This is a genomic window from Azospirillum sp. (assembly GCF_050789165.1).
The window spans coordinates 1-11,902 of the sequence record NZ_JBOZRT010000013.1; the positions used below are offsets into that span (position 1 = coordinate 1).

5 protein-coding genes are annotated in these 11,902 nt (G+C 67.7%); 2 read left to right on the top strand and 3 right to left on the bottom strand.

The window, feature by feature from the left end:
• Nucleotides 1-81: 81 nt before the first annotated feature.
• Together ACRWK7_RS02155 and ACRWK7_RS02160 are read left to right on the top strand one after the other, a co-directional pair.
• The gene (locus tag ACRWK7_RS02155; protein ID WP_431854520.1) at nucleotides 82-2,544 is read left to right on the top strand and encodes a hypothetical protein; all 2,463 of its coding nucleotides are present in this window, start codon (nucleotides 82-84) and stop codon (nucleotides 2,542-2,544) included.
• Nucleotides 2,545-3,047: 503 nt separating this feature from the next.
• Nucleotides 3,048-3,977, top strand: coding sequence for a recombinase family protein (locus ACRWK7_RS02160; protein ID WP_431854521.1), 930 nt, complete (start codon nucleotides 3,048-3,050; stop codon nucleotides 3,975-3,977).
• A gap of 24 nt (nucleotides 3,978-4,001) precedes the next feature.
• Here the strand turns inward: ACRWK7_RS02160 and ACRWK7_RS02165 are convergent, their stop codons facing one another.
• The 3 genes from ACRWK7_RS02165 to ACRWK7_RS02175 form a co-directional block, all read right to left on the bottom strand.
• Nucleotides 4,002-4,190 (bottom strand): hypothetical protein, encoded by a 189-nt coding sequence (locus ACRWK7_RS02165; protein ID WP_431854522.1) that lies wholly within the window; start codon nucleotides 4,188-4,190, stop codon nucleotides 4,002-4,004.
• 127 nt (nucleotides 4,191-4,317) lie between these two features.
• Nucleotides 4,318-10,485 carry a DUF4347 domain-containing protein gene (locus ACRWK7_RS02170; RefSeq protein ID WP_431854523.1) on the bottom strand — a complete coding sequence of 2,056 codons (6,168 nt, stop codon included), beginning with the start codon at nucleotides 10,483-10,485 and terminating at the stop codon, nucleotides 4,318-4,320.
• A gap of 469 nt (nucleotides 10,486-10,954) precedes the next feature.
• Nucleotides 10,955-11,542: a hypothetical protein gene (locus ACRWK7_RS02175; RefSeq protein WP_431854524.1), complete on the bottom strand. Its 588-nt coding sequence runs from the start codon at nucleotides 11,540-11,542 to the stop codon at nucleotides 10,955-10,957.
• Between the last annotated feature and the right edge of the window lie 360 nt (nucleotides 11,543-11,902).

The following is an 11,902-nucleotide window of genomic DNA, read 5'->3' on the forward strand; positions in this document are numbered from 1 at the left end:
CAGCCCGGCTCCGCTACGCTCCGCCGGACTGGACAGGAGCCGCCGAGCGGTGTTTGGCTAACATAGTCTCTGGTGTCCCACGTGGGGGCAGGTCACCTGCACCGGCACGTCGCGGAACTGCTGCGCCGCCAACTCGTCCAGAAGCGCGACCGCTGGCGCGCGGTGCTGCCGCAAGGCTTGGCCGCTCACCTCGCGCGGACGGCTCTGGAGAACATCCCGACATCGGTGGTCCGCGCCGTCATGGAGGACCGCGCGCCCGTCCGGCTGCTGAAATCCTTCGCCCGTCGCCTCCGCTACCTGCACGACAGCGAAGCGGCACGCGTCGTCGTCGCGGCATGGCTGGAGCCGGGCGGACGGTTGCACGATGTGGCGCGGCTGGCCCGCGACGAGTGGAGCATGTTCGAGGCCGTCGCCCCGGTGCGCCCGGACCTCACCCTCGACGCCATCGAATCCGCGGCCGACCGCATGGGCGATGCCGCCTTCTTCGGTTCCGACGCGTACCGCCGCAGCGAACTGGTGGGCCTGCTGCACGCGCTGGCGTACGACGCACCAATGTTCGACCGTGCGGTATGGCTGATGATCCGCGCCCTGGCGACGGAGGCGGCGGACAACAGGGACTATTCCGGACGCGACCGCGTCGAGGCGCTGTTCTCGCCCTTTCCGTCCGGCACGCACGCCGATCAGGCGCAGCGTCTGTCGATGATCGACGCCTTGCTGGACGCGCCGCTGCGGCGCTTCAATGAGATCGGCGCTCTGGCCCTGGGGGCGATGCTCGACCGCCATCACCGGGGCTTCGCGCACTGGTTCGACTTCGGCGCCCGGCCGCGGGATTATGGATGGCGACCGAAGACGGACGAGGAGAAAGCGGACTGGTTCCGCACGGCGTTGGCGAAGGCGGTGGCGCTTGCCGATCCTACGTCGCGCCACGCCGTGGCGGCCCGCGCGATGCTGGCCAGGCGCTTGCGGTCCCTGTGGTCGGTGCCGCTGCTGACCGCCGATGTCGAGGCGGCGGTGCGTGCCGTCGCCGACGCCGCCTTCTGGCCCGAGGGCTGGATGGCGGTCTGCGCCGGGATCAAGTTCCGCAATGAAGCCATGCCGGCGGACTCGCTGACCGCCCTGCGGGCGGTCGAACGGGATTTGCGGCCGGCGACCACCGTGCAGGCGGTGCGCGCCTACGTGTTGTCCGATGGGGCAGGGTCGTTCGATGTCTTCGACGCCGAGGCGATGGAGGGGCCGGACGACTTCGAGAGCGTGAGCCGGCGGCTGACAGAGCGGTTCCGCGCTCTGGGCCGGTCGCTCGCCGACGACGGCGACGCGCTGGACAGCCTGCTTCCGGACCTTGTGCTTCGGCAGGGCGGCAATCGCTTTTTCCTTGGCCGCTTCCTGGGTGAGGCGGCCGCCAGCCTCGTCGTGCTGTGGGAGCGGATGGCGGGGGCCTTCGTCGCGGCACCGGCCGACCGTCGTGATCCGGATCTCCTCAGTGGGTTCCTCGGCGCGGCGGTCAAGCGTGACGCGGCCTGGGTCGGAGAGATTCTGGACGAAGCGGTCGATCACCCCGATCTGGGGCCGTACTTCCCCTCCCTGCAGACCGCCGTACCCATCGGCGATGCCGGTGCGGCGCGGCTCCACCGAGCGTTCGCCGTGGGAAGGGCGCCGGTTCAGGCTTACCAGTCCCTTCGCTTTGTCAGCACGAAAGACGGTTTGTCCGACGAGGCTCTCGCGTCGCTCGTCCGCTGCATCGCCGAACGGCCGGCGGGGCATGCGGTGGCGACGGAAATCTTCTCCCACCGTCTGCACACCGCTCGTGACGAGGGGGGCTGCCCGGTGAGCCCCGCATTGGTCGTCGCCGGACTCGCCCTGCTTCTGGCGTATGATTTCGCGGCTCACCGGCTTGACAAGGATTATGGGCTGTCGCAGATCGTGCAGGCCTGTCTGGCCTCTGCGGACGTGGCCCGCACCATTTGCCGCACCATTGCGGAGGCGGCGGAACGCTCCTGGAGCGTGATCGGCGACCTTGAGCTCACGCTGACGGCGCTTGCCGAGCGGCAACCAAGGACGTTCCTCGATCAGTTCCTCGAAGCCGAGAACGGGGTGACCGCCGAGTTGCTTCGGATGTCGGTTCGAAGGCGGCCGGGGGCTCTGCGGTCCATACCGCACGCGGTGCTGCTGGAGTGGGCGGACGCCAGCCCTGACCGGCGGTATCCGCTGCTTGCCGCCGAACTCGGACCATTCGTGGACCAGGCCGGTGAGGTCGAGACCGGTGCCGTTCCTGTGTCTGCCATTGCGCTCGATCTGCTCGACCGGGCACCGGGCAGGGTTGCCATTCTCCAGGCGTTCGAGCGCTGGCTCACGCCGAGGCTGCGGATTGGTCCTTGGGCCGATGTCCTCGACCGGTGCCGCCATGGATTGGCCGAGTTGCGGGAGCACTCCGATGAGACTGTGCGCCTTTGGGCGGCAAGGATGGATGAGGTGCTGGCTGAGGAGGATGTTGCTGCGCGCAACCATACGCGGGAACGTGACCGGCGTGAACAAACGTTCGAATAGCTCTGCCTTGCCATGACTCGGGAGCGCCAGCGTATCTATGATCCGGAAAATGCAGAGATTATGCCTATAATGATAAAACCAACCATTGGTGTAAGCACTTTTTGGCAGATGCTCCCACGCGATGGACGCACAGGACCGGCTGGGGGCATGGAGTGTGTGTCGGCGGGCGCTGATTGATGAGAACGGCGACTGTCGCCGGGCACTGATTGATGAGAACGGGGGCTGAAACGGCCGGAAAGGCCCTTAATTCCGAGAACGGGCCGGCCGAAAAAGGCCCTGAATGGTGAGAATCCGCCCTCTGTTGATGAGAACTCCCGCCACCCAGGGCCGCCCGTGGGAGCTGCCGGAGACGGCGTTTGAGCCGTCAGCGGACGCCGCTCCCAGCAGGTCGCCATTTTCCGCTGGTCGATAACCGCCCGGTTGTATCAAAGCGCAAGACTTGAAAATTACCTGTCGCCGGGCGATGCTGAGCGCCCGAGCCAGCAGGGAAGGGCAGGGCGGCCATGGCGATCGTCGGCTACGCGCGCGTCTCCACCGAGGACCAGTCCACCGAGGCGCAGATCCTCGACCTGAAGAAATACGGCTGCACTGAGATCTTCCGCGAGAACGCGTCCGGCGCCGACCGCGAGCGCCCGCAGCTCAAGGCGGTGCTGGCGCGCGTGAGGAAGGGCGACACGCTGGTGGTGGTGCGCATCGACCGGCTGGCGCGCTCGCTCGCCCACCTGCTCGACGTTATCGACACGCTGGAGAAAAAGGGTGTCGCCTTCAAGTCGCTGGGCGACCCCATCGACACCGGCAACCCGCAGGGCAAGTTCACCCTGCAGATCCTCGGCGCCGTGGCGGAGTTCGAACGCTCGCTGATCCGCGAGCGCACCAAGGCCGGCGTGCGCGTCGCCAAGGCCATGGGCAAGAAACCCGGCAACCCCGGCCTGATCGCGAAGGATCCACAGGCCCGTCGCCGCGTCGCCCAAGCGCGCGACGAGCGGCTGAGCGAGCGCGTCGTCGCCGGCGCGCAGGAGTTCCTGCCGATCGTGCAGCGGCTGCGGCCGGAGCACCCGTGGGACCGGGTGGTGGACGTGCTGAACGGCGCCATGAAGCTGCGCCCGGGCGGCAACGCCTCGCCCTGGACGCGCGACGCGTTGATCCGCGCGGTCAGGCGGCTGGTGGCGGACGGGGTGGCCGATCCGGGGCTGCTGAAGGCGGCGCCGCGGCGCTCGACGAAGGCGGTGGCGCAGGGGCTGCGGCTGATCGAGCTGGTGGCGACCATCCACAACGCCACCGGGGCCGAGAAGCCAACGCTGGCCCGCATTGGCCGCCAGTTGGAGCGCCAGGGGGTGCGCACCGCCACGGGGGCGAAGACCTGGGCGCCGTCGAGTGTCAAGGCGCTGCTCGACAAGGCGCGCGAGCAGGGGCTGATCGACGCGATCGGCTGAGCCCTGCCGGACCCCTGCCGCCGTTCAGTGAAACAGCTTGTTGACCGCGTGGGCGTCGCGCACGGGAAGGCCGATCGCCGCGCTACGCGGTTTGATGGCCAGTTCGACGGGTGTGCCGGTTGCCTGCTCCTCGTTCGGGACGACGTAGGATTCCAGCGCCGGCGATGCCGCGCATCCGGCGTGGACATACTCATGCGCAAAGGTCGGCCGCATGGCGTGCGGGGGCCTGTCGCGCAGGGGCCGCAGCAGTGCGGCGGATTCCCGTCCGGTGGCATGGGCGATGAAAATGGGGCGGAGCCTTGCGGCCCCGCCCCGTCGCGCTTGCAGCCCTATCCGCCGGTCAAAGCGAGAAGTTCGCAGAAGACAGGGTGTACGTTCCGGCGAGCACGATCTGCATGTCCGCCAGGCTGTCACCATTCCTGTCGCCGTACACGTTGGTGTACCCGCCGGACTGCTCGTAGCGCAGCTGCCCGGCAACCCCCGTGAAGGCGGCGGTGCCGCGCCACGTGAACGCCTGGTTGTTGGCCAGATTCGCGTTGGCATCGATGCCGGAGACGTCGATGATGTCGCCGCTGGCGAAATCCAGGATCACATCGGCGTCGGCGTCCAGCCCGGTGTCCAGGTCGCTGGAGAAGACGAAGCGGTCGAGGCCTGCGTCGCCCCGCATCTCGTCACGGCCGACGCCGCCGTTCAACGTGTCGTTACCGGCACCACCCTCCAGCCAGTCGTTGCCGGCGTTGCCGATCAGTAGATTCGCCGCGGTGTTGCCGACCAGCGCGTCGTCACCGCTCGAACCGGTCAGGTTCTCGATGCCGATCAGCACGTCGCCGTCCGAACTCGTGCCGGTCGCCAAGTTGGCCGACACCCCGTGCAGGTAGATCACGGTGTCGACGCCGGCGCCGCCGTCCAGCGTGTCCGCCCCCCAGCCACCGGTCAGCGTGTCATTGCCGGAGCCGCCCTGAAACCACTTGCCCCAGTCGTCGGCGGTGAAGGTGTCCGCCGCGGCGGAGCCGATGAAGACCTCGATGCCGTCGTACACGTCGCCGGCCGCCTCGCCGGTGTGCACGCCGGTCATGAGGTTGACGTTCACCGCCGCCGAGAAGCTGGCGGCGTCGATGCCGTCGCCGCCGTAAAGCGTGTCGGCCCCGGCGGCGCCGTTCAGCGTGTCGTTGCCAGCCCCGCCCATGATGGTGTTCGCCAGCACGTTGCCGGTGCCGGTAAAGTTTCCGACCCCGTCGTAGATCAGGTCCTCGACATTGGCGCCGAGGACGTACGAGGAAGTCAGGGTGATGACGGTGTCCAATCCCTCGTTGAGGGCCTCGATCACCGTCTCGCCGGCCACATCGACCCGGTAAAGGTCGTTCCCGCCCCCGCCGACCATGGAGTCCGCGCCGGCGCCGCCATCCAGCACGTCGTCGCCGGCGCCGCCGACCAGCGTATCGACGCCCGCATCGCCGTTCAGCACGTCGTTGCCAGCGCCGCCGGTCAGCGCGTTGGCCAACGCGTTGCCCCACAGTGCGTCGTCGAAGGCCGTGCCGATCACATTCTCGATGCCGGCCAGCGCGTCGCCGTCCGCATCGCCGCCGGACCCGTAGCCGCCCAGGAGGTCGGCCATCACGCCCGCGGTGCTGGCGGCGTAGCTCACCGTGTCGATGCCGATGCCACCGTCCAGCGTGTCGGCCCCGACGCCGCCGGTCAGCGTGTCGTTGCCGGCGTTGCCGATGAACCAGTTGTTGCCGTCATCGCCGGTGAAGGTGTCGGCCGCTGCGGAGCCGCTGAAGACCTCTATGCCGATGTACTGGTCACCGGCCGCCTCGCCAGTGTGCACACCGGTGGCAAGGTTGACGCCGACCGCCGCGGCAAAGGCCGCGGTGTCGATACCGTCACCGCCGTCCAGCGTGTCGGTCCCGGCGCCGCCGGTCAGCGTGTCGTTGCCGGTGCCGCCGGTGATCTGGTTGGCCACCGTGTTGCCGGTGCCGGCGAAGTTGCCGCTGCCCTGGTAAACTAGGTTCTCCACGGTCGAGCCGAGGGTGTAGGAATTCAGGTAGGCGTAGACGGTGTCGTTGCCCTCGCCCGCCAGCTCGGTCACCACGTCGCCGGTCGAGTCCACGTGGTAGATGTCGTTGCCGGTGCCGCCGATCATCGTATCGTTGCCGGCCCCGCCGTCCAGCCCGTCGTCGCCGCCGCCGCCGGTCAGAACGTTCGCCGCGCCGTCGCCGGTCAGGATATCCTGATAGGCTGAGCCGATCACGTTCTCGATGCCGGTCAGCACGTCGCCCTCGGCGTCGCCCCAGATCATCAACCCGGTGGGCATGTGGATGAAGACGCCCGAGGCGCTGGTGGCGTAGCTCACCGTGTCGATGCCGGCCCCGCCGTCCAGCGTGTCGGCCCCGGCGCCGCCGGTCAGCGTATCGTTGCCGGCGTTGCCGATGAACCGGTTGTCGCCGTCGTCGCCGGTGAAGGTGTCGGCCGCTGCGGAGCCGCTGAAGACCTCTATGCCGACGAACTGGTCGCCGGCGGCCTCGCCGGTGTGCACGCCGGTGGCGAGGTTTACGTTGACCGCCGCGGCGAAGACCGCGGTGTCGATGCCCTCGCCACCCTCCAGCGTGTCGGCGCCGGCGCCGCCGGTCAGCGTGTCGTTGCCGGCGCCGCCGGTGATCTGGTTGGCCACCGTGTTGCCGGTGCCAGCGAAGTTGCCGCTGCCGTCGTAGGTCAGGTTCTCCACGGTGCTGCCGAGCGTGTAGGACGCCAGCGTGGTGCGCACCGTGTCGGTGCCCGCGCCAGCCACCTCGGTCACCACGTCGGCGGCGGAGTCCACGTAGTAGGTGTCGTCGCCGGCTCCGCCGATCAGCGTGTCGTTGCCGGCCCCGCCGTCCAGTGTGTCGTTGCCGGCGTTGCCGGTCAGCGCGTTGGCGGCGGCGTCGCCGTACATGAGGTCGTCGTAGGCCGAACCGAGGACGTTCTCAATGCCGTACAGCGCGTCGCCCGCGCCTTCCGAAACCGACCAGCCGTTGGCGAGGTCGACCACCACGCCGTCGGCGCTGGCAGCGTAGCTCGCTGTGTCGGTGCCGGCGCCGCCGTCCAGGATGTCGGCGCCGCCACCACCGGTCAGCGTGTCGTTGCCCGCGCCGCCGACGAACCAATTGTCGCCGGCGTCGCCGGTCAGCGTGTCGGCGCCGGTCGAGCCGGCGATGATCTCGATGTCGATGAACTGGTCGCCGGCCGCGTCACCGGTGTGCACGCCGGTGGCGAGGTTGACGCTGACCGCGGCAGTGTAGGCCGCAGTGTCGAGGCCGGCGCCACCCTCCAGCGTATCGGCGCCGGCGCCGCCGGTCAGGGTGTCGTTGCCGCCGCTGCCGGTGAGTCGGTTGGCCAGCGTATTGCCCGTTCCGGCGAAATCCCAGATGTCCTCGTAGACGAGGTTCTCGACATTGTTGCTCAGCGTGTAGGAGGCCAGCGTGGTGCGGACGATGTCAGTGCCCTCGTTCAGCGCCTCGGTCACTGTCTTGCCGGTGGCGTCCACGATGTAGGTGTCGTTGCCGGCGCCGCCCACCAGGGCGTCGGTGCCGGTGCCGCCATACAGCGTGTCGTCGCCTGCGCCGCCGACCAGCGAGTCGTTACCGTCGCCGCCCAGGATGCTGTCAGCGCCTGCCGAGCCGACGATGGTGTCGTTGCCGCCGGCTCCGTCGATCAGCTCAATGCCGGTCAGCGCCACGCCGGAGAAGTTCAGTGTGTTGGCGGCGTCGTTGCCGACGATGCTGACGCCCGAGTATCCGTCGGCGGTGATCTCCTCCACGGCGGTGACGCTCTTCAGCTTGATCTGCGTCCAGTGCCAGCCCGCCTTGATGGTGTCGGTGCCGGCGCCACCGTTGACGGAGTCCGCCCCGTCCTCCCAGCCGTAGAGGAAGATGTCGTCGCCCGCCCCGCCGTTCAGCACGTCGTCGCCATTACCGCCGGCCAGGGTGTCGGCGGCGGCGTTGCCGGTCAGCGTGTCGTTGCCGTCGCCGCCCTCCAGCGTCCACAGGTCCGCGGTCGGGGCGGTGAAGGAGTCATTGCCCTCGGTGCCGGTCCAGACCTGCGGTTCGGCCACGTTGGTGACGGCGATGGTGAAGCTCTGCTGGCTACTCAGGCCATCAACGTCGGTGGCCTGCACGGTGATGTTGTGGCTGATGGTGGATTCGTAATCGATTGCCCCGCCGTCGGCCACGGTGACCACGCCGGTGGCAGCATCGATGGCGAAGCGCCCACCGCCGTCGTCTAGCAGCGTGTAGGTGACGGTGTCGCCAGGGTTGGGATCGATGGCGGAGGCCGTGATGCCGACCATGGTGCCGGCCGTCGCGCCCTCGGCGACGCTGTTGGCTGCGGCATCGGCATCGGCCGGCACGGCTGGCGCATCGTTGCCGTCAAGCACGGCAATGGTCATCTGCGCGGTGCTGGACAGCGAGCCGTCGCTGGCCTTGACGGTGATGGTGTGGCTGGTGGCGGTGTCGAAGTCGATCCGCGAGCCGTCGGCCACGGTGACTACGCCGGTGGCGGCGTCGATGGCGAAGCGCCCGCCGGCGTCGTCCGTGAGGCTGTAGGTGATGGCGGCGCCCTCGGGGTCGGACGACGAGGCGGCGATGCCGACCACGGTGCCGGTCGCGGCCCCTTCCGTCACCTCGTTGGCGGCGGGGTCGGCGTCGGTGGCCGCGTCGGGAGCGGTGTTCAACACGACGGCGCCGTCGGCGAACTGGAGCCGGTCGATGCCGTCGATCACCTTGACGACGCCGGAGGCGATCTCTCGCACCTCGCTCGGCACCGACAGGTCGTAGTTGGCTTGGTTGCCGCCGAACACGGCGGTGTCGAAGCCGTCGCCGCCGGACAGCGTGTCGCCGCCGTCGCCGCCCTCCAGCGTGTCGTCGCCGTCGCCGCCGAGCAGGATGTCGTTGCCGTAATCGCCGAGCAGCGAGTCGTTGCCGGTGCCGCCGGCCAGGATGTCGTCGCCGTCCCAGCCAACCAGCGTGTCGTTGCCGGCGCCGCCGTCCATGGTCTCGTTGAAGGTGTCGAAGCTCGGCCGCGCGGCGATGAGCGCGTCGTTGCCGTCGCCGCCCAGCAGGGCGACCGGCCCGTAGTTCGACCCCCAGATGGCATCGTCGCCGCCGCCGCCGTCGATGTACGAGATGCCGACGAGTTCGACGTCCGTGAAGTGGAACTCGTTGTTGGTGTCGCTGCCGCGGATCGAGACGTTGCCAAATCCATTGGCGTTAATCGCCGCAATGTTGCTGAATTGCGAAAGACCTACCTGAGTATTACTTGCGCTTGCCAAGATTCGGTTGTAGGCGCCGGAGCCGCCATCAATGACATCGAAGCCGCTTCCACCCGATCCCGTCGCTGGTCCCGTATAGATGAATGCATCGTTACCTGCACCGCCCTGGAGCCAGTCATTGCCGGCTCGGCCTTCGATGGCATCATCTTGGTTGGAACCAACGATGTGATCCCCGCCGCTGGTTCCCCGGATTCCCTGAATGTTGTTGAGAGCCACTCCGGTGAGATCGATGGACGAGCTCTCGATGTAAACGCCCGAGTAGATGCCGCCGCTGATGGCTTCGATGGAGGTCAGGCCCACGGCGCTGACGCCGATGACGGTGCCCGACGCGGTCGCCTCGATGATGTCATAGCCGCTGCCGCCGTCGTAGACGTCCGTGCCCTCGTACGGGCCGGACACCCGGAACACGTCGTCCCCCCCCTCGCCGGCCAGGCGGTCGATGCCGGGGCCGCCGTAGATGGTGTCGTTGTCGGCCCCGCCATAGATCCAGTCGTCGCCGTAATTTCCGTACAGCGTGTCGTTTCCGATGCCGCCGTAGATGGTGTCGTTGTCGCTTTCGCCGTCCAGCAGGTCGTGGCCGTCATTGCCGTAGATCAGATCGCCACCGCCGCGGCCGTAATATTCGTCGTTCCCGGCACTTCCGTTGAAGATGTCCTGCCCGGAGGTGCCGACTGTCAGCAGGTGACGCCAGCCCTCGCGCCCATCGGCGACGGCGATCGCCGTCATCGGCACGCCAACCGTCACGTCCAGTTTCCAGGTACCGCCCTGTTCGGCGTTGCCGACCGGGCGGCTCGCCGCGGCGACCGCACCGCCGGTGCGCGCCGCCAGCGCCTCCACGAACGCTTGGCCTTCGGCTCCGGCTCCGGTGGCGCAGCCGTAGAGCAGCAGGTCGGCCCCGCTGCCCGCCAGATCGGCACTGGCGATCCGCTCGCCGTCGATCGCCCCGCGTCCCAGCCGGATCCGTCCCGGCTCACCGTGCGCCAGCACGTGCACGGCGGACGGCCGCTCGGCGAACGCCGCTTCCAGCGCCGCGATCCCGTCGTCGGCATCGGCGACCAGCCGTATTTCCACGCCATTCCGCCGTTGTCGCAGCAGCAGGTCGAGATCCGGCAGCGTGGCGTCGGCGAGCAGGATCTCGCGCGCCGCACCGGAGGCGGCTGTGTTGTCGGTGGTCGTGACGGCCGTGGAAGCGAAGGAGGTCATGGGAATTCCTGCTTGCTGTGGAAAGGATGGGTGGGCGTCAGGGCATCCGGCGGTTGCCGGCGTGCAAGCGACCAGGGGACGGAGGTGCGGAAGGGGATTACCGGTGAAAGCCGCTGGTGGTGGGTGGCCACGACGGCGGACCTCGGCTGATGAACCTTGCCGAGAGATTTTCGTCCGGTCGTGACGTCATGCCATGCAGTGCGTGTTTCGAGAATGTTTCAACAGAATGAGCGTTTAAGATATATAAGTTGGTACGCTGAGCACGATTATATCTACGCGATGGTAACGAAAAACAACGCAAACGTGTATATATTTTTACGCGCCGTGCCGTGCGGCGCTTAGTCACAGCCCTGAGATGATGATTCTTAGGTTGTTATCTATCTTTACGTGCAGAGACGCACGCTCCGCGCCGGAAGCGCGACCGGAGCGGCCAATGGAGGCTGTGCGCGCGGGTGCGGTACGACCGGCCTCAAACCTTGACGTTGAGGCTGTCGGCGATGGCCTTGAGGTAGGGCAGGTTGCGCAGTTGCGGCGGGGTGATACGAGCGAAGTCGCTAGTGAACGGCCCGTCGCCGCTGGAGACGAACGCCCCCTTCTCGCTGTCGATCCGCACCGCGAAGCCGTTGCCCTGTCCAGACAGCGCGAACCTGCCCAGCGTGCGGTTGCCCGCCTCGTCCGTCTTGATCAAGTCGCCGGACACCGAGAATGCTCCGCGCAGGGCGGCGGCGTCGGTTTGGGCCATTTGCTCGGCCTTGTGCATTAGCTCTTCGTCTGCGGCTCGCCGTAGTTTTGCCGTCTCCTCGCCATGAATTCTTTTATCGCGCTCGAACTGCTCCGGCGTAAGGCTGCGCCGCAGGCCTTCAGCAAGGCCCAGCGAACTGGTGAGCTTGTCGAGGAAGTTCTCGGCGAACTCGACCATTTCGGGGGCATTCTTGAAGAGCTGATTGCCGCTGGCCTCGCCGGTGGCGGCGGTGGCCTGCGGTTTGGCGCTGATGATGGGTTTTGCCACCGTGGGCGTCTGCACTGCCGCGGCGATGGTGGATCCGATGTTCATCATGACGGACGTCCTCGTGCGTTTTGCACCTCACAGCCTACGCTCATACCGCTCCGGTTGCAACCAGCAGAGCAACGCTCTTCTCAAGATAACGCAAGTCCTGAGAGTTCAAACCATTTGGTGGCGCAAGTAACGCCGCCACCTCACACCTTGACGTTGAGGCTGTCGGCGATGGCCTTGAGGTAGGGCAGGTTGCGCAGCTGCGGCGGGGTAATGCGGGCGAAGTCGCTGGTGAACGGTCCGTCGTTGCTGGAGACGAACGCTCCCTTAAGAAGCTGTTCGTGGATGTCACGCGGGAGCGGCTTGGGTAATGAGCCGCTTCAGACGGCGTGAGAGGATGGAGATGAAGGCGATCTCGATGAA

Coding starts and splice junctions, on each gene's coding strand:
- ACRWK7_RS02160 (WP_431854521.1), top strand. CDS start 3,048: ATGGCGATCGTCGGCTACGCGCGCGTCTCCACCGAGGACCAGTCCACC.
- ACRWK7_RS02175 (WP_431854524.1), bottom strand. CDS start 11,542: ATGATGAACATCGGATCCACCATCGCCGCGGCAGTGCAGACGCCCACG.
- ACRWK7_RS02165 (WP_431854522.1), bottom strand. CDS start 4,190: ATGCGGCCGACCTTTGCGCATGAGTATGTCCACGCCGGATGCGCGGCA.
- ACRWK7_RS02170 (WP_431854523.1), bottom strand. CDS start 10,485: ATGACCTCCTTCGCTTCCACGGCCGTCACGACCACCGACAACACAGCC.